The sequence below is a fragment of the Xenorhabdus aichiensis genome (assembly GCF_028598775.1).
Classification (GTDB): domain Bacteria; phylum Pseudomonadota; class Gammaproteobacteria; order Enterobacterales; family Enterobacteriaceae; genus Xenorhabdus; species Xenorhabdus bovienii.
On the sequence record NZ_JAQRFO010000031.1, the window covers coordinates 17913 to 35658 of the forward strand.

Below are 17746 nucleotides of genomic sequence, written 5' to 3' on the forward strand. Positions count from 1 at the left end.
AATTATCAAATATAAGTCATTAATTAATTTTTTTCATGGAGAGAGAATTCATGAGAATGTATTAAAATTCTAGTGATTAGTAGTATTTTTCCAGATGAATGAAAATTATAGCATATTGGATAAAACACGATAAAAAATATAATATCAATATAAATAATCTATCAATAATTAATTAAAATATATCAGATAAAAATATTCTATATTTTAGTCAAGTTTACTGATTAAAAGATATATTTTCTGTTTAGAGAGTTGGATAATCGATAGCTAGTTTGTTATAGTTTATAAGCAGAACATCGAGTCAAAAATATTCTACTAAATCCAAATGAGGTCTGAATCATGTTAGAAGATTCCCCAAAAGATGCCCAAAAAGACTCTACTAATCCCCTTAAAGATATGCCCTACGAACAAGGTAAGCTATTGAAATCAAGATGTATCATGATATCTGGCGAAATTAATCAAGCACTAGCCGAAAAGGTAACAACTCAGCTATTAGTTTTACAAGAAATAAATAACGATCCAATAAAGATTTTTATTAACAGTCAAGGCGGGCATGTTGAGGCTGGTGATACCATTCATGACTTGATTAAATTTATAAGACCAGAAGTCTTTATAATAGGTACTGGTTGGGTTGCAAGTGCTGGTATTACCATTTTTCTTGCCGCTAGGAAAGAAAATCGTTATTCTCTCCCTAATACTCGTTTTATGATTCATCAACCTTTAGGGGGATATCAAGGAAAAGCATCAGATATAGAGATTGAAGCTAAGGAATTCTTATTTATACGCAGCCGTATAAATAAACTTATCAGTGATGCTACGGGACAATCGATAGAAAAAGTAGAAAAGGACACTGATAGGAATTACTGGATGCGCCCACAGCAAGCTGTTGAATATGGGATTGTCGGCCGCATAATAACTAAATGGGAAGACATCCAATAATGTAAATGGAAAATAGGGTGGGCAGAAGTTCACCCATTATTTCATGTATAAATTCATTATCGCTTTAAAAATTTTGGTGCTTGCCATTCATTATGCAGAATTGCGTACATATACATGTCACTCCAAATTCCATTAACACGTTCATTTTGTAATAGGTGAGCTTCTTGACGCATTCCGAGTTTTTCAACTAATCGTTTAGAACCAAGATTTAAAACATCTAATTTTGCATAAAGCCGATGGCATCTAAAATATTCAAAACTAATATCAATCAGTGCTCCTAAAGATTCTGTTCCAATGGACTTTCTTTGATATAATGGGTGAAAGATACAACCTATTTCTCCTTGTTGTGACTCTTTATTCGTTAGTCTTAACATTATTTCTCCAGCCAAATCATTATTTTCACGTAGAATGACGGCAAGCCTTACCTCATCTCCATTATTATTAAATGCAGGAGACATAACTCTATTGAATTGGGCATGCATATTCTCATCTGCTGGAGGATAACTATATAGAAACTTGTAAACTTCTGGCAATGAATGATAACTTTGATACTTGGCAAAATCTTTTATTTCAAATTGACGGAGAATCAACCGTGATGTAAAAAATAAAAGAGAATTATCTTCTGAAAACATAAAATCCCCCCTAGATTAATAGCAAAATTATTGATTGTCACCCTCGCTGATTTTCTTATTTATATTTCCTTTCTCTCAAAAGGAAAAAACAGAAAAAACTAGCTAATAGAGTCAAGGAAAATATCATTGTAAAAAGAACTTGGAATGTTTCCCTATAGGCATAACTCACTACTTGATCACTATGTATAATAGGAATAGCATTAATATTTTTTGAATTAAGAATATTGATTAATGAGCCTACAAACGTGATAGCAATAGCTTCACCTGCAATTCGCATAGTATTAAACAATCCAGAGGCTAAGCCAGCTTTTTCTTGAGGAACAACACTGACAGATAGAGCATCCATTAATCCCCAAGGCAAGCCGTTACCAATGCCTATCAATGCCATAGCAAAAGAGACTAGCCAAATTTTTTCATATGTAGAATTGATAAGGATAAATACGCCAATAGAAGCGATAAGAAAGCCAACTCCAGAAATATTACTAACTGGATATTTTTTAGCAAGATAACCAGAAAACAGTGGAATAAAAAGCATCGGAAGAGTCAAAGGTAAAATAATGAGGCCAGTTTCAGAAGCACTGAAACCACCTCCCATTATAAACCACATTGGTAAATATACAAAAAGTGATATATAGCTAAAAGCAGTCAATATAGGTAACAATTGCACACCAAAAAACAAAGGAATCTTAAATAATGAAATATCTACTAGAGGAGAGGTGATACGTGTTTCTACCATATAGAAACCCATGATTAATAAAAATACAACAAACATGAGAACATATATTCCTATATTATTAATCCCATGTTCACCACTCCAAACAAGTGCATATGTAAATAATACTAAAGCTAAAGTAAAAATAATAAGGCCAAGCCAATCCAGACGAGTGGAGTTGACATTTCTTGACTCAGTAATTCTCCATCCTCCCAATGAAATCATAATGATAGAAAAAAAAGATATAATCCAATAAAGTGAGCGCCAACCTAGAAAATCAATAATAAACCAGCGATAAGAGGACCAAATGCAAGTCCTGCTCCGAACGCTGTTCCTAAGAAAGCAAAAGCAATAGTTTTATTTTTGCCATAAAATTCTTGAGCTAACAATGACGTAGCAGAAGTAGATACTAGTGCACCTCCTATTCCTTCAAGCGCTCTCATAATAATTATTATTGGTAGACTATGACTTACTGCAATCCACATAGAGGATAGGCAGAATAAAATCAAACCAACTATGAAACACAGCTTTCTCCCAATATAATCACCTGTAATTCCTGCTGCCATTACAAACCCACCGAATGCAATGACATAAGAATTTATTATCCATGCTAGCATAACATTATCACCTCCAATATCATTTTTCATAGCATGAAGAGAAATTGCAGATCCGGTAAATACTAATGGTATAATAAATGCAGTTAAGCAAATTATTATTAGAACATCATATCGTTTTTCATAAATAGACTTATCATTTTCTATCATTGTATTCTCTAAAATAAAAGCCAAGTCGGGATTGATTTTTATAAGATTGACATATGTGTTAATATCAATATGTCAATCTTGGCTATCGCTAAAAATCAGATGCGAATAATCATTTGAGTTAATTTCAAATTTATCTATAAGATTTTCATTGAGCCATTTCAAAAAAATATCAGAATATTCTGTATCATTTCTATGATCTAGTATTGATATAGCCTTATACGAAAAATCATACATTTCATAGGATTCTGCGAGAATTATTGCTAGAGTACAAAGCTCTTCATTAGACAGAGAGTCCCATTCATTGATGTTTCTAATGAATAATGCATCACTCCATAACCATTGATTGCCATAAATGAAAGGATTTTCATTTATGATCATGGGATTGAGAGGTCTTGTACCATATCCCATGAATTTGACAAAATGAAAGCCTTGTGAACGTAATAAAATCTCTATTTCAGAAAATCTAGGCTGGCCTATATATTGTTCTACAAACTCAACTTCACATTCAATTACAAGAGTACTTTTAAGTTTCTCTAAAGAGTTACTTAAAGCAAGATATTCACATCCTTGAATATCAATTTTAAATAAATCTATATATTTTATATCATCTATATCATCAAGGCGTTTTGTTCTAACGATATGCTTATCAACAACTAACATCCATTCAGAAAAAGATTTATATTTACTCATTTCTTCTATATTAGGCGTTAGGAGAGAGGAGCATCCCGGAATTTGGAAAATAGAAAGCTTATGTATACCTCCATCTCCAATAGCATATGGGAGATATGTAACTTTTGGATCTTTATTTTTTTTAATTTTTCGAATTCATCAGGATTTGGTTCAAAACCATAAATTTTAAACGGGTATGAATTAATGATTGAGTTATAATTGTTTTTTGTTGTGTTAAATTCAGCTGCACCTATGTCTACTATGTCTACTATGTTTATTTCTCTATTATCTTTGATAGTGTTAATATATAGTTCAATAAGAGGTGTGATTGCCATATTTTTATTAGCCTTAATTATATTTATTCGAAAGCCATTTCTTTTGTGCTATTCATTAATTTTTTTCCTAAATCTGTCAATTTTGCATTTTCTAATATTATATTCCAACAATCATAAAATTTATCTTCAAATGAAGCTGGATTGTTGGCATTATTATACGCTGTGTCCACTCGTTCTAATATTGGATCATAATCATAATGAGTACGTAGTTTCTTCAAAGTACGCATTGTTCTAGCGAGAACAAACATTGCATGATATATCCCACTTAACGGTCTGGCTTCGCGACGCAGTGGAGATTTATATGTACCACTATCTTCGTTTAAAATTATTGGGTCAATAAAAAAAAGCATGTTTAAATGGTTATGTCCGGCTTCGTGAGCCAAATTTTCAAAGTATCGTGTCCAAATCTGGCCTTCTCTCAACTGGCTCATTCTTATAATACCAAATGTATTTAGTGATGAGCCTGCGTTCATTGTAGGAGAGTTAAGAATTATAATATCCGAGATTAAAGTATTAAATTCATCAAATAAATCTCTATCAACTTCCTTCATTCTATTTAAAGCTCGTTCTACAGCATATTTAGAATGTTCTAATTCTTTTTTTGAAGGAATACCCCCATCAAAATGATAACCATAAGTGTTCATCATTCCATAATCACATGTATCATAATAAAACTGATGCAACGATTGTGTATATCCATCAGTAAATAAACCTATAGTACGTGGTGTCTGTTCAATATAATCTAAGTCCTTGAAAGAATTCAATACATTTATAATTAATGATTGGTTATCATCCTCAATAGCTTTCAATAACCTATTATGTAGTACATGTATTATTCCACTTATTTTCTTTTTGCTATCTAAATCATTTATTTTCTCTTCAGCTATCTGACAATCAAACCCTGCGATATCACATTGCTCTAATATATAGTAAAGACTATTGATTATGCGTTCGTTTATTTGTTTTCTAATTTCAAGATCTCTTTTTACATCTGGACGAGCATCATAGATATCAAGCATAAGTGACCCTTTTAATAAAATATTATTTATATCAGTTACATATTATATACAACTGCAAAGATTTCATTTTGCAAAAAGGATTGCCGCAAACTTTTTGTTTGCGGCAGTAGTTATGGATTAATTTACCTGATCCATAATCGGTGCTATGCGATTCGCTGATACAGAGAAAATCTTACTGCTATCGAGTTTGATCTTGAGGGGAGGGCTTTTTTTTACAATGCTCATAATACATCTCCTAGGTTTATGATAGTGAATGTACTATTTTAATTAACCAGAAGATACCAATCAATGATAAAATAGATATGATTAGCGCATCTGATAAAGGGAATATTATCAGGTCAAAAGCTAAGATCAATATGTAAAGCATAATATTTTTTTATTTTTTATTTTTTATTTTGTAACCGTCTGGTAAAAACATAGATAACTAAATGTTTTTTAAGGAAATTATTTAATTTTAAAAGAAGTGTAATTATTATAATAATAAAATATATATTCAATTTCATTATTATTAATTTATTCTCTGAATTTTAACTATTAGATATTTCTAAATGATTTTCCAAAATAACAAAATCCGTGGAGGAAACTCAAGCTAAATTGGTCGATCTCCAAAAAGAAAAAATGTAGTAGTAGATGGAAAAATAAGATGAAGGAATGGTATAGAGTGATCCTATTTACAATTACCAATGCCAAAATTCACAAATCTACAGTCTCCTTTCTTCTACAAGCTTTTTCCCTATAAAAAATCGATATATAAGACGATTGCAAATGGCAACAAGAGAGTGTCACATCTGGCTATTGTTAAACTTAATGGCGATGTATTCATAAAAGATTAAATATAATTGTCTAAGTGCCGGTAATTAGAGAGTTTATGCAATGTGGTATTACCCCAATTTAGTGCAAATAACCCCTGCCACAATCACGACACAGGCTAATAACCGCATTTTGCTGAATGGTTCTCTCAGGATAAAGACAGATAATAGCATCGCAAACAGCACGCTAGTTTCACGTAGTGCGGCTACCATCACAATAGAAGCATGACTCATTACCCAAATGACAATGCCATAACTTAGTAATTGCATTAGCCCACCGATTAACCCTTTCTTCCAGTATTGGCGTATGTTGTGTCCGGCCGTTTTCCGGTATTTGAAATAAATAATCACGCCCATTGACCAGCCATGAATAGCGAATAACCACAAGATATAGGTTAAGGCGTTATCACTGGCACGGGAGCCAATCCCATCAGACAAGGTATAGCAGGCAGTAAATACTGAGGTTGTGAGGGCTGCGATTAATGTCCTGCGATCCATCTGGATGGATTTCTTACCGTGAGGAAATGCGATCAAAATAACCCCTGCGATAATTAAACTGACGCCCAACATGGCAAAGGGCGGTAATACTTCCTGCAATATTATCCAACTCAATAAGACGGTAATTAGCGGTGCACACCCTCTGGCGATGGGATATACCTGGCTTAAATCTCCTGTGGCATAAGAACGGCTCAGAAACAGGCAATAACCGATATGCAGGATGGAAGATAGTATTAACCACAGTAGAGAGGCGGGTGTGGGTAATCCAACCCAGAACAATCCGGATGTCGAAATCAGACCGGCAAAAAAGACGATAATTGAAATACCCAAGAATCGATCAGCACTGATTTTGACTAAGGCATTCCAACTGGCATGTAACAAGGCGGCAGCAAGTACAGATAATAATAGGAAAGTTGTCATGGCTATATTTTAGTCATTACGTTAATAGATTGATGATAAAAACATCTTTTGATGCTTATATCAATATACCCGTCACAGAAAAAATGTTACTTTCTCAATGTTATAATTCGATTATACCGATTCATATCGCATAAATAATCGATTTTTTCCGAAGTCATGACTGTCATAACATGAGCGCCCTAATTAACTTCATAGGTTATCTATCCATGACTGCAATCATTCGCCAGTTTTTAAAGTTAGAAGCAGCAGGAGGAATTATTCTCATTATTGCTGCGATTGTTGCACTGGTTATGGCGAATACGCCATTGCAGGGTATCTACCACCAATTTCTCGACCTTCCGGTTGCGGTACAATTTGCCGCATTGGAAATTAAGAAACCGCTGTTGCTCTGGATCAATGATGGCTTAATGGCTGTATTTTTCCTGATTGTCGGGTTGGAAGTTAAGCGAGAATTAATGGAAGGTTCGCTGGCTGGCCGTGACAAAGCCGTTTTCCCTGCGATTGCCGCAGTTGGAGGCATGATCGCACCGGCGCTGGTCTACCTGTTGTTTAACGGTGGTGATGAAATCGCTCGGCAGGGTTGGGCTATCCCCGCCGCTACAGATATTGCATTTGCGCTTGGTGTCATGGCACTGCTGGGAAAACGTGTGCCAACAGCATTAAAAGTCTTTTTGCTTGCTCTGGCGATTATTGATGACTTGGGCGTCATTATTATTATTGCCCTGTTTTACACCAAAACCGTTTCGTTAGCTGCCCTCGGCTTGGCAGGGGCTATGATAGCGCTTCTGGCTTGGATGAACTGGCGCGGAATAGCTAAAACATCTGCTTATCTGATGGTCGGTGCCGTTCTGTGGGTTTGTATCCTGAAATCCGGTGTTCACGCAACATTAGCTGGCGTCATCGTTGGGTTCATGATCCCTTTGCGCTGCAAAAAAGGTCATTCACCTTCTGAATCCCTTGAGCATGGTTTGCATCCGTGGGTAGCTTATTTAATCCTGCCATTATTTGCTTTTGCCAATGCGGGCGTCTCGTTACAGGGGGTAACATTGAACGGGTTAACGGGGATGTTGCCAGTGGGGATTGCCCTTGGTCTGTTTATTGGCAAGCCTCTGGGTATTTTTCTGTTTAGTTGGATCTCAATAAAACTGGGCGTTGCCAAATTACCGGAAAAAATTGATCTGAGGCAGATCTTTGCCGTCTCGGTACTGTGTGGGATCGGTTTTACTATGTCTATCTTTATTTCTGGTCTGGCATTTGAAGGTCTAAATGACGCTTTCAGTACCTACTCCCGCTTGGGCATATTGATTGGTTCAACAGCAGCAGCCGTCATTGGTTATGGGTTATTGAATATACTTTTGCCAGAGAGAAAACATCGCCAAACGCAGATGAATAGATTAATTTAGGATAAAAATTTATGCGGGTTTCACATTTAAACTTTAACCACCTTTATTACTTTTGGCATGTCTGCAAGGAAGGCTCCGTTGTTGGGGCAGCAGAGGCGTTATACCTGACGCCACAGACCATTACTGGTCAGATTAAGGCTCTGGAAGAACGTCTGGGTGGAAAGTTGTTCAAGCGTCAAGGGAGAGGATTGGTTCCGTCTGAGTTGGGGCAATTGGTTTTTCGTTATGCAGATAAAATGTTTATGCTCAGTCACGAAATGCTGGATATCGTCACTTACAGCCGAGAATCAAATCTGCTGTTTGATGTGGGTGTAGCAGATGCGTTGTCCAAGCGCTTAGTCAGCAAAGTGCTGGAAACCACAGTCGTAGAGCATGAGAAAATCCACCTGCGCTGTTTTGAATCAACCCATGAAATGCTGCTTGAGCAACTGAGCCAGCATAAGCTCGATATGATCCTGTCAGATTGTCCGGTTGACTCTTCTCAGCAAGAAGGGTTGTTCTCAGTGAAACTGGGCGAATGCAGCGTCAGCTTTTACTGCCGTCAGCCGATCCCAAAAAAACCGTTTCCAGAATGTCTGGAAGAGCTCCGTTTACTGATCCCCGGTCGCCGTTCGATGCTGGGCAGGAAACTTCTGACATGGATACGTAATAAAAACCTGCAAGTTGAAGTGCTGGGTGAATTTGATGATGCTGCGCTGATGAAAGCATTTGGCATGTACCATAACGCTATTTTTATTGCGCCTTCTTTCTATGCCAGTGATATCTTCGTTGATAGTGATATCGTTGAGATTGGTCGATTGGATGCCGTGAAGGAAGAATATTATGTCATTTTTGCGGAGCGCATGATCCAACATCCGGCGGTTCAACGGGTGTGTAACAAGGATTTTTCTGCTTTATTCAGTGCGCCACTCAAAAAACAACACTGAAAATCATATTGAAACTTAAAACTACGGATACAAAAAAACCGGCACTAAGCCGGTTTTTTCAGCATGATCAAAAACAATAATTACATTGCTTTGATTTGCGCTGCCAGAGCAGATTTATGACGTGCTGCTTTATTTTTGTGGATCAGACCTTTGCAGGAGTGACGATCAACAATTGGTTGCATGTCATTGAATGCTTTCTGTGCAGCTTCTTTATCGCCAGAAGCGATAGCTACGTATACTTTCTTGATAAAAGTACGCACCATAGAACGACGGCTCGCATTATGCTGACGGCGTTTCTCTGACTGTATGGCGCGTTTCTTAGCTGATTTGATATTAGCCAAGGTCCAACTCCCAAATATATTCTAGCGAGGACAATTCAAAGGCCGAGAAATATGCATGTTCAGCCTTCTTTTGTCAATGGATTTGTGTAAATAAGCGCCGTTGTACAGCGACGCTGATTACGTTGTGATGGGGCAGGATTTTATCAGCTTACTGAAAGGGAATACAGTCTTTCGCAACAAAAAACTCAATGAATCACTAAGAAGTGAGATAAATTAAATATTTTTCGGGCATCTGGCCTGTTTTTATTGTAAGAATCAGGTTATTAATTAAAAACCCTTTGTGATCGTGGGTTAACCTTGTGCGCTGTACAAGGTATAATCCGGCAATTTCCACGGTATTGAGCCAGCTATGGAGCTAATTCGCGGTGTACACAATATCCGGGCGCGTCACCATGGTTGCGTGCTGACGATTGGTAATTTTGATGGTGTCCATCGCGGGCACCAGGCTTTATTGAAACATTTGAAACAAGAAGGGCTGCGTTCCGGGTTACCGACGATGGTCATGATTTTCGAACCGCAGCCATTGGAAGTTTTTGCTGTCGATAAAGCGCCAGCCCGCCTGACACGGCTGAGAGATAAAATAAGATATCTATCCCAGTATGGCGTTGATTATCTGTTATGTGTGAAATTTGACCGAAATTTCGCAGCTAATTCACCTGAAGCCTTTGTTTCACGGCTGCTCGTGGAAAAACTGGGTGTTAAGTTTCTGGCAATAGGGGATGATTTCCGTTTTGGCAAAAATCGCCTCGGAGATTTTCACTATTTACAACAAGCGGGTAAACAATACGGTTTTGATGTTGCCAGCACAGACAGCTTCTGTGACAGCGGCCTGCGGATCAGCAGTACCGCTATTCGTCAGGCGCTGCAAGATGATGATCTGGCGTTGGCAGAAACATTATTGGGGCATCCTTACAGCATAAGTGGCAGAGTCGTTCACGGTAACCGCTTAGGACGTACCATTGGGTTTCCTACGGCAAACTTACCGTTGAAACGTCTGGTTGCCCCTGTAAAGGGCGTTTATGCTGTGGAAGTTTATGGATTGGGCGATAAACCCTTACCGGGTGTCGCTAATATTGGTAATCGACCCACAGTTTCGGGTCTGGGCCAGCAACTTGAAGTACATTTGATTGATACCCAAATGGATCTGTATGGGCGTCATATTGATGTGGTATTACGCAAAAAATTGCGTGATGAACAGCGGTTTGCTTCGCTTGATGCGCTTAAACAGCAAATCGCAAATGATGTGGTTGCTGCAAGGGATTATCTTTTGCAGCGATCCGAGTCATGTATCTAGCGGAAAATTGGAACTGAGAATCTATAATGAGTGACTATAAAGACACCCTGAACTTACCGGAAACAGGGTTCCCGATGCGCGGGGATTTAGCCAAGCGCGAACCAGATATGTTGAAACGTTGGTACAAAGAAGGTTTGTATCAGGCGATTAGAAAAGCGAAATCTGGTAAGAAAACATTTATTTTGCATGATGGCCCTCCCTATGCAAACGGCGATATTCATATTGGTCACTCAGTCAATAAAATTCTCAAAGATATTGTTATTAAGTCCAAAGGGTTGTCAGGCTACGATTCGCCTTATATTCCTGGTTGGGACTGCCACGGTTTGCCGATTGAGCTCAAGGTTGAGCAGATTATTGGCAAGCCGGGGGAAAAATTTTCCGCCGCTGAATTCCGTGCTGAGTGCCGCAAATATGCAATGAGCCAGGTCGAAGTACAAAGAGCCGGTTTCATGCGTCTGGGGGTTCTGGGCGACTGGGATAAACCTTATCTGACGATGGATTTCAAAACCGAAGCCGATATCATTCGTGCACTGGGTCGTATCATCGGCAACGGTCATTTGCTGAAAGGCGTTAAACCCGTTCATTGGTGTACTGACTGTGGCTCCTCCCTTGCAGAAGCAGAAGTTGAATATTACGACAGAACTTCGCCTTCCATTGACGTTCGCTTCAAGGCTGTTGATGCGGATGCGGTGTATGCCAAATTTGATATACAGTCTCCTGGCCTATCGGTCTCTCTGGTTATCTGGACAACCACACCGTGGACATTGCCAGCTAACCGCGCTATTTCACTGAATGCCGAAATCACTTATCAGTTGGTCAAAATAGAAGATGAGTGCCTGATCCTGGCGGCCGAATTGGTTGAATCCGTCATGCAGCGTGCGGGCATGACTTCATGGCAAGTGCTGGGTGACTGCACTGGCGCGGATCTGGAACTGCTGCGCTTCAACCACCCATTCATGGGCTTCGACGTTCCTGCAATTCTGGGCGATCACGTTACGCTTGAAGCAGGTACAGGTGCGGTACATACTGCGGGTGGTCACGGTCCGGACGACTACTCTATCAGCCTGAAATATGGCCTTGAAATTGCGAATCCAGTCGGGCCGAATGGCTGCTATATCTCTGGCACTTATCCTTCACTGGATGGCGTATTTGTCTTCAAGGCGAACGATATTATCGTTGAACTGCTGCAAGAAAAAGGCGCTCTGCTGAATGTGGCAAAATTACAGCACAGCTACCCTTGCTGCTGGCGTCACAAAAAACCGATCATCTTCCGTGCGACTCCACAGTGGTTCATCAGCATGGATCAGAACGGTCTGCGTGAACAATCACTGAAAGAGATCAAAGGCGTTGAGTGGATACCGGGCTGGGGGCAGGCACGTATTGAATCAATGGTAGAAAACCGTCCGGATTGGTGTATCTCCCGTCAGCGTACATGGGGCGTACCAATGTCCCTGTTCCTGCACAAAGAAACGCAGGAGTTGCATCCACGTACACAAGAGTTGATCGAAGAAGTTGCCAAGCGTGTTGAGGTAGATGGTATTCAAGCATGGTGGGATCTGGACACCGCAGAATTACTGGGTGCTGATGCCGCTGATTATGTCAAAGCGCCGGATACGCTGGATGTTTGGTTTGATTCAGGAAGTACTCACTCCTCTGTTGTAGATGCTCGTCCAGAATTCCACGGCAACTCAGCAGATATCTATCTGGAAGGCTCCGATCAGCACCGCGGCTGGTTCATGTCCTCATTAATGCTGTCTACAGCGATTAAAGGCAAGGCACCTTACCGTCAAGTTCTGACTCATGGGTTCACCGTGGATGAGCAGGGACGCAAAATGTCCAAATCCATTGGTAATACCGTCAGCCCGCAAGATGTGATGAACAAACTGGGTGCGGATATTCTGCGTCTGTGGGTGGCATCCACTGATTATTCTGGTGAAATCGCGGTTTCTGACGAAATCCTGAAACGCTCTGCCGATGCGTACCGCCGTATTCGTAACACCGCTCGTTTCCTGTTGGCAAACCTGAATGGTTTTGACCCGGAACAACATATGGTGAAAGCGGAAGATATGGTTGCGCTGGATCGTTGGGCAGTGGGCCGAGCTCAGGCAGCACAGGCTGATATCCTCAAATGCTATGACGAATATGATTTCCACTCTGTCGTTCAACGTTTGATGCAGTTCTGCTCCGTAGAAATGGGTTCATTCTATCTGGATATCATTAAAGACCGCCAGTATACCGCGAAGAGCGATGGTCTGGCTCGTCGTAGTTGCCAGAGCGCCCTGTTCCATATTGCAGAAGCACTGGTTCGCTGGATGGCGCCGATCCTTTCCTTCACCGCTGATGAAGTCTGGAATGAACTGTCGGGCAACCGCGCCCAGTATGTCTTTACTGAAGAGTGGTACGACGGGCTGTTTGGTCTGGCAGATGGCGCAGATATGAACGATACTTTCTGGGCTGAATTGCTGGAAGTACGTGGTGAAGTGAACAAGGTTCTGGAACAGGCTCGTGCTGATAAACATATCCGCAGTTCACTGGAAGCCGCAGTTACCCTCTATGCTGACGAAGCGCTGGCAGGAAAACTCAACAAACTTTCTGACGAATTGCGTTTTGTTCTGCTGACTTCTCAGGTTGACGTTGCCACTTATGCCGCAGCGGGTGACGATGCACAGCAGAGTGAACTTAAAGGTTTAAAAGTTGCTTTCCGCAAAGCGGATGGAGAAAAATGCCCACGTTGCTGGCACTATGCTAAAAACGTGGGGCTGGTGGCGGAACATGCAGAACTTTGCGGCCGCTGTGTGACTAACGTTGCCGGTAACGGCGAAGAGCGTAAATTTGCCTGATGAATAAACCCATTTGTTCCACTGGACTTCGCTGGCTTTGGCTGGTTGTAGTGGTATTAATACTGGATTTAGGAAGCAAACAGTTAGTGTTGCAGCATTTCACACTGTATGAATCCACGCCATTGATACCTTATTTCAATCTGACTTATGCTCAGAATCCGGGGGCTGCGTTCAGTTTTCTCGCTGATAAGGGCGGCTGGCAGCGCTGGTTCTTTGCATTGGTGGCTATCATCATCTCTGCTGTACTGCTGGTGATGATGTACCGCTCTAGTGCCAAGCAGAAACTGAGTAATGCTGCTTACGCCTTGGTGATTGGTGGGGCATTGGGGAATTTGTTCGATCGGCTGGTACATGGCTTTGTTGTCGATTTCATCGACTTTTACGTCGGGGAATGGCACTGGCCTACTTTTAATATTGCAGATTCTGCGATCTGCATCGGGGCAGCTTTCATCATCATAGAGAGCTTTATCAGCCCGGATGACAAGAAAACAGCATCGATATCACAATAAGAAATCAGCCCCGGTCAATGGTACTGGGGCTGATAATTTCATCTATACCCAATCAGTTTCAACGGGTATATGTGCAATCATTTTTTGAGTAATAGGTGTGAGCAATATGTCAACGCAGGTGCAAGTGCACAGTGCAGTTTTATTACACTTCACATTAAAGCTGAGTGATGGCTCAACGGCAGACTCGACTTACAGTCAAGGTAAGCCTGCATTATTCCGCTTGGGTGATGGCAGCCTCTCCGCGCCATTGGAACAGCAACTTCTTGGCTTGAACGTGGGTGATAAACATCAATTCACGCTGGCGGGAGAAGCCATTTTCGGCAAACCCAACCCTGATTTGGTGCAATACTTTACACCCCGTGATTTTGCCGATGCCGGTATTCCTGAAGTGGGAACCATCATGCTATTTACTGCCATGAATGGCAGTGAAATGCCGGGTTTAGTCAAAGAAGTGGCTGAAGGTTCCATCATCGTTGATTTTAACCATCCGTTGGCTGACCAAAACATCACTTTTGACATTGAAGTGCTGGAGATTGACCCTCAGTTGGAGGAAAATCATGCAAATATTGCTGGCTAACCCTCGTGGTTTCTGTGCCGGTGTTGATCGTGCCATCAGCATCGTTGAGCGTGCGTTGGAACTGTATGGCGCACCGATTTATGTTCGTCATGAAGTGGTTCACAATCGCTATGTGGTTGACAATCTCAGGGAACGTGGCGCTATTTTCATTGAAGACATTGCAGAAGTTCCTGATGGTGCGATCCTGATCTTCTCAGCACATGGTGTTTCTCAGGCTATTCGGGCGGAAGCCCGCTCCCGTAATTTAACCATGCTGTTTGATGCCACTTGCCCACTGGTGACAAAAGTGCATATGGAAGTGGCACGGGCGAGTCGCAAAGGCAAAGAAGCGATTCTGATCGGTCATGCAGGCCATCCTGAAGTGGAAGGCACGATGGGGCAATACAATAACCCTGAAGGCGGCATGTATCTGGTGGAATCACCGGCAGATGTGTGGAAACTGCAGGTTAAGGATGAAAATAACCTCTGCTTTATGACTCAGACGACGCTTTCTGTGGATGACACATCAGAAGTGATCGATGCGCTGAATGCACGTTTTCCGAACATTGTTGGCCCACGCAAAGATGATATCTGTTATGCCACGACTAACCGTCAGGAAGCAGTTCGTGACTTGGCATCAGGTGCAGATGTGGTCTTGGTGGTTGGCTCGAAAAATTCATCAAATTCAAACCGTCTGGCTGAACTGTCACAGCGGGTAGGCAAACCTGCTTATTTAATTGATTCGGCGGATGATATTAAACCAGAGTGGATCAAAGGTGTGAACGCCATTGGTGTGACTGCGGGAGCATCGGCGCCGGATATCTTAGTTCAGCAGGTTATTGAACGTTTGAAGGTCTTTGGCGCGGATACCGTCACCGAACTGCATGGCCGTGAAGAGAATATTGTCTTTGAAGTGCCAAAAGAATTGAGAGTTGAGGTGAAAGAGGTTAATTAATCTTTCTCTTTCAATATGAAATGGGTCTACCATAAATTAATTTGTTAATGGTAGACCTTATAATCTGTATGTTAAAAAATTACTTGTTCTTTCTATGAAGGGCACTTATTTTTATAGCTAGTTAGTAATAATGACTTCTATTTCCGTGACCATGTCCATAAATTTGTGTAATTTCCTGTTTTTGGTATGTTTGATTTATTAACTAAAACAGATGAAAAGATGGACGAGAAACAATGACACGCTTTGGCGACTAAACCGGCTAAAAACCTCAAAACCCCTTCCTGTTTACGCACGAATCCTTACCGTCCGCCAATAACGTTGAAGTAACCTTGGAGAATTGCCATTCTAACAAAAACTCCGTTCTCAGCCTGAGAAAAATAAGCACAATGTACTGAATTATCTAACTCATAAGGAAGCTCATAACCTCGCGGAAGAGGATGCATAATTATGGCGCGGGGATGTAAGTATGAAAGTAAATCAGGAGTGAGCATCAAATTGGAATTGGGTAAATGATCTGCTGTTTCTTTATAACCCGCCATATAAATAACATCCGCACTACACAACCCCTCTTTTATGTTATGGAGGTATTCGTAGGTGACACCAGCTTGACGAAGGTACGCTTCGTCTTCTTGAAAAAGCTTACAATTTTCTTCAGTACAAAGTAATAATTTTATATTGTGAAACAGGGCGATACAAAAGAGAAGGGAGCGCGCTGATCGGGAAGAGGGGTGACAGCATAATAATAAAGTGAATGATTTATGAAGAGGGAAAGATTGATGAATGGTAAAAATATCAAGCAAAGCCTGCGTTGGATGTTCTGCATTTAATCCTTCACCATTTCCCGCATTTATAACAGGAAGGCGGCTTTTTGTACAATAGTTATGCACAGACTCAACTTCTGCATGGCGCATAACGGCAATATCGGCGTACGCATTGATCATTTGTGCAGTATCCGTAAATTGTTCATTCCAGCTTGAACCAGAACGGCTTGACTCACCATTAGCAAAACCTATCACTCTTGCACCAAGACGGTTGGCTGCGCTTTCAAAACTGAGGCGAGTTCTTGTACTCGCCTGAAAAAAAAGTGAAGCAACAAGGATATCTTCATTTCTTTTTTTTATTTTTTTATCAGGTTTTGATACTTTAAAATTCTGAGCCAGATCTATAATATTCATTATAGTGTCTAAGTCTAATGATTTAATAGAGAGAAGGTTATCCTTTAGAAAAAAATTTTGCACTGATATCATAACTCACCTCCGGATTTTCATATTAATGATAGATATAAAAAGAACGATAATGAAAAGACCACTAAGCAAAATGGTGTAGGCAGAGTTTTGATAGTCCATAGCTGCACCTATAATCGGAGCAGTAATAAAACTACCAATCCCCAAAATAGACCGACAGCCGAATTTTCTGTAAGAAGCATGCTATTGTGAAAGTTATTGCTAATATTACCGTTGAACTGAGCGACATTTTTATCAAAAAACCAAACCTTCTAAGCTCATTTAGAATGAATAAGAGATAAAAAAGAAAAATCCTTATGCTCAATTAACTTTTTTAAATAATCATTATTATCTCAATGAATAGGAGTAACTTCATTAAATGCCTCTCGTGCTAAGACAGTATAATTTTTTGTTTCTGACATATCAATTCCTCTTTTTGTTATAACTGATTAAATTATGAATAAATTTAAAGGGCGGATTCGACTAATAAGTGAAATTTTTATTTCCCTCTATGTGCATTATAGTTTTTATATCTTTTTCATTATTATTATTGGAGCACGACAATGTGCCTTAGCTAGTTTATTTCATGAAGCTGCACACAGTAATCTATTTCGTAACAAGTGGATGAATAATTACCTTACCCATGTATTATGGGGCTGGGGTATTTTACAATCTTTCCATGCCTATAAAAAATCCCACGTGCATGAACATCATTTACAAATAGGTGATCATGAGAAAGATCCTGACTATAAATATATGTTGGAAGCATCGCCTTTCACCCAACTCTGGTAGCAGTCTGCTGCTATTTTCAAGTTCTACTCTTGCTGCTGTTCTGGTGGATACCACTGCTGGCCATTCATCCAATTATCGGTTGGTACAGTGAGCTGGCCGAGCACTATTCCCTA

The 17746-nt window shown here is 40.2% G+C and carries 16 protein-coding genes and 1 pseudogene; 9 read left to right on the top strand and 8 right to left on the bottom strand.

Translation table 11 applies throughout. From position 1 onward, the window contains the following. Positions 1-393 precede the first annotated feature (393 nt). Positions 394-936, top strand: coding sequence for an ATP-dependent Clp protease proteolytic subunit (locus PSI22_RS13995; protein ID WP_051894616.1), 543 nt, complete (start codon positions 394-396; stop codon positions 934-936). 56 nt (positions 937-992) lie between these two features. Here the strand turns inward: PSI22_RS13995 and PSI22_RS14000 are convergent, their stop codons facing one another. From PSI22_RS14000 to PSI22_RS14030, 6 genes and pseudogenes are all read right to left on the bottom strand, one after another. Continuing rightward, complete coding sequence (locus PSI22_RS14000) at positions 993-1568, bottom strand: GNAT family N-acetyltransferase (RefSeq protein WP_273580277.1); 576 nt, start codon at positions 1566-1568, stop codon at positions 993-995. Positions 1569-1623: 55 nt separating this feature from the next. After that, positions 1624-3044, bottom strand: a pseudogene (locus PSI22_RS21525) (MFS transporter). 72 nt (positions 3045-3116) lie between these two features. Continuing rightward, entirely contained in the window at positions 3117-3869 is a 753-nt protein-coding gene (locus PSI22_RS14015; RefSeq protein ID WP_370689033.1) for an FkbM family methyltransferase, read from the bottom strand. Next, a complete protein-coding gene (locus PSI22_RS14020) occupies positions 3752-4048 on the bottom strand; it encodes a hypothetical protein (RefSeq protein WP_273580280.1) in 297 nt (98 codons plus the stop codon). Before PSI22_RS14020 ends, PSI22_RS14015 begins: the two co-directional genes overlap by 118 nt. Before the next feature lie 23 nt (positions 4049-4071). Beyond that, positions 4072-5067 (bottom strand): aKG-HExxH-type peptide beta-hydroxylase, encoded by a 996-nt coding sequence (locus tag PSI22_RS14025; protein ID WP_273580281.1) that lies wholly within the window; start codon positions 5065-5067, stop codon positions 4072-4074. 881 nt (positions 5068-5948) lie between these two features. Further along, entirely contained in the window at positions 5949-6794 is an 846-nt protein-coding gene (locus PSI22_RS14030) for an EamA family transporter (RefSeq protein WP_273580282.1), read from the bottom strand. A gap of 206 nt (positions 6795-7000) precedes the next feature. On the opposite strand from PSI22_RS14030, the gene nhaA reads away from it, so the two are divergent. Together nhaA and nhaR are read left to right on the top strand one after the other, a co-directional pair. Next, on the top strand, positions 7001-8197 hold the full coding sequence (nhaA, locus tag PSI22_RS14035) for a Na+/H+ antiporter NhaA (protein WP_273580283.1): 1197 nt from the start codon (positions 7001-7003) through the stop codon (positions 8195-8197). An 11-nt stretch (positions 8198-8208) separates the two neighbouring features. Continuing rightward, a complete protein-coding gene (gene nhaR / locus PSI22_RS14040) occupies positions 8209-9123 on the top strand; it encodes a transcriptional activator NhaR (protein WP_273580284.1) in 915 nt (304 codons plus the stop codon). An 80-nt stretch (positions 9124-9203) separates the two neighbouring features. Here nhaR and rpsT read toward each other — a convergent pair whose 3' ends face one another. Next, entirely contained in the window at positions 9204-9464 is a 261-nt protein-coding gene (rpsT, locus tag PSI22_RS14045; protein ID WP_038197938.1) for a 30S ribosomal protein S20, read from the bottom strand. A gap of 349 nt (positions 9465-9813) precedes the next feature. Between rpsT and ribF the strand changes: the two genes are divergently transcribed. From ribF to ispH, 5 genes are all read left to right on the top strand, one after another. After that, complete coding sequence (gene ribF / locus PSI22_RS14050) at positions 9814-10758, top strand: bifunctional riboflavin kinase/FAD synthetase (protein ID WP_038197937.1); 945 nt, start codon at positions 9814-9816, stop codon at positions 10756-10758. A 26-nt stretch (positions 10759-10784) separates the two neighbouring features. After that, complete coding sequence (gene ileS, locus PSI22_RS14055; protein ID WP_273580285.1) at positions 10785-13598, top strand: isoleucine--tRNA ligase; 2814 nt, start codon at positions 10785-10787, stop codon at positions 13596-13598. Next, positions 13598-14107 carry a signal peptidase II gene (gene lspA, locus PSI22_RS14060; RefSeq protein WP_273580286.1) on the top strand — a complete coding sequence of 170 codons (510 nt, stop codon included), beginning with the start codon at positions 13598-13600 and terminating at the stop codon, positions 14105-14107. Before ileS ends, lspA begins: the two co-directional genes overlap by 1 nt. Before the next feature lie 106 nt (positions 14108-14213). Beyond that, positions 14214-14684, top strand: coding sequence for an FKBP-type peptidyl-prolyl cis-trans isomerase (gene fkpB / locus PSI22_RS14065; RefSeq protein WP_273580287.1), 471 nt, complete (start codon positions 14214-14216; stop codon positions 14682-14684). Further along, positions 14665-15618, top strand: a complete 954-nt coding sequence (gene ispH, locus PSI22_RS14070) for a 4-hydroxy-3-methylbut-2-enyl diphosphate reductase (protein ID WP_273580288.1) — start codon at positions 14665-14667, stop codon at positions 15616-15618. The genes fkpB and ispH overlap by 20 nt, the downstream gene beginning before the upstream one ends. Before the next feature lie 299 nt (positions 15619-15917). Here ispH and PSI22_RS14075 read toward each other — a convergent pair whose 3' ends face one another. Then, complete coding sequence (locus tag PSI22_RS14075; protein WP_273580289.1) at positions 15918-16865, bottom strand: aspartate/ornithine carbamoyltransferase family protein; 948 nt, start codon at positions 16863-16865, stop codon at positions 15918-15920. Positions 16866-17297: 432 nt separating this feature from the next. On the opposite strand from PSI22_RS14075, the gene PSI22_RS14080 reads away from it, so the two are divergent. Beyond that, complete coding sequence (locus PSI22_RS14080) at positions 17298-17633, top strand: fatty acid desaturase (protein WP_273580290.1); 336 nt, start codon at positions 17298-17300, stop codon at positions 17631-17633. The last annotated feature ends 113 nt before the right edge of the window (positions 17634-17746 follow it).

Excerpts from the sequence above, each read along its gene's own strand:
- PSI22_RS14000 (WP_273580277.1), bottom strand. The coding sequence starts at position 1,568 with ATGTTTTCAGAAGATAATTCTCTTTTATTTTTTACATCACGGTTGATT.
- PSI22_RS14020 (WP_273580280.1), bottom strand. The coding sequence starts at position 4,048 with ATGGCAATCACACCTCTTATTGAACTATATATTAACACTATCAAAGAT.
- ispH (WP_273580288.1), top strand. The coding sequence starts at position 14,665 with ATGCAAATATTGCTGGCTAACCCTCGTGGTTTCTGTGCCGGTGTTGAT.
- PSI22_RS13995 (WP_051894616.1), top strand. The coding sequence starts at position 394 with ATGCCCTACGAACAAGGTAAGCTATTGAAATCAAGATGTATCATGATA.
- nhaA (WP_273580283.1), top strand. The coding sequence starts at position 7,001 with ATGACTGCAATCATTCGCCAGTTTTTAAAGTTAGAAGCAGCAGGAGGA.
- ribF (WP_038197937.1), top strand. The coding sequence starts at position 9,814 with ATGGAGCTAATTCGCGGTGTACACAATATCCGGGCGCGTCACCATGGT.
- PSI22_RS14030 (WP_273580282.1), bottom strand. The coding sequence starts at position 6,794 with ATGACAACTTTCCTATTATTATCTGTACTTGCTGCCGCCTTGTTACAT.
- ileS (WP_273580285.1), top strand. The coding sequence starts at position 10,785 with ATGAGTGACTATAAAGACACCCTGAACTTACCGGAAACAGGGTTCCCG.
- PSI22_RS14080 (WP_273580290.1), top strand. The coding sequence starts at position 17,298 with ATGAATAAATTTAAAGGGCGGATTCGACTAATAAGTGAAATTTTTATT.
- nhaR (WP_273580284.1), top strand. The coding sequence starts at position 8,209 with ATGCGGGTTTCACATTTAAACTTTAACCACCTTTATTACTTTTGGCAT.
- fkpB (WP_273580287.1), top strand. The coding sequence starts at position 14,214 with ATGTCAACGCAGGTGCAAGTGCACAGTGCAGTTTTATTACACTTCACA.
- PSI22_RS14075 (WP_273580289.1), bottom strand. The coding sequence starts at position 16,865 with ATGATATCAGTGCAAAATTTTTTTCTAAAGGATAACCTTCTCTCTATT.
- lspA (WP_273580286.1), top strand. The coding sequence starts at position 13,598 with ATGAATAAACCCATTTGTTCCACTGGACTTCGCTGGCTTTGGCTGGTT.
- PSI22_RS14025 (WP_273580281.1), bottom strand. The coding sequence starts at position 5,067 with ATGCTTGATATCTATGATGCTCGTCCAGATGTAAAAAGAGATCTTGAA.